The following is a 504-nucleotide window of genomic DNA, read 5'->3' as shown; positions in this document are numbered from 1 at the left end:
CGTGGAGATCGTTTATGAAGGGGGGAAAATAAAGCTCGATGGCAAGTGGAATGTTAATGGAGAGGATTTTGATGCAGTGGTTTTTACCGCTCCGCTTCCAGAACTTGGAGAATTTGCAAAAAACTTTAGATTACCAGAAATAAGTTATCAGAGTTCTGTATGTGCTTTATTGTCTTTAAAAAAGAGCATTTCAGATATTTACTGGATCAACGTAGATAAAGCAACCTTTGGCGCAATAATAGAGCACACGAACTTCATGCCAATCGAAGACTACGGAGAAAATCTCGTTTATTTGGCAAGTTATTCAACTCCTGATGGCTGGCTCTTCAACCAGAACGATTTAGAAATTCAGAAGCTATTTTTAAAAGATTTAAAACGTTTTGGAGTTGAGGATAAAGATGTTAATTGGATTAAAATTTTCAAAGCGAAATACAGCTCTCCGATCTACGAAAGGGGATTCATAAAAAAGATTACACCATATAGAGTTCATAAAGGGTTCTACAT

Annotated in this window: 1 protein-coding gene; it reads left to right on the top strand. The window is 36.3% G+C overall.

The window, feature by feature from the left end; translation table 11 throughout:
- The coding region (locus N3D17_07950; GenBank protein MCX8083293.1) for an amine oxidase at positions 1-504 on the top strand (504 nt) is incomplete at both ends.

This window comes from bacterium (assembly GCA_026414725.1).
GTDB lineage: Bacteria > Ratteibacteria > UBA8468 > B48-G9 > JAFGKM01 > JAAYXZ01.
The sequence above is the reverse complement of the archived record's forward strand: the minus strand, read 5'-3'. Positions and strand labels throughout refer to the sequence as shown.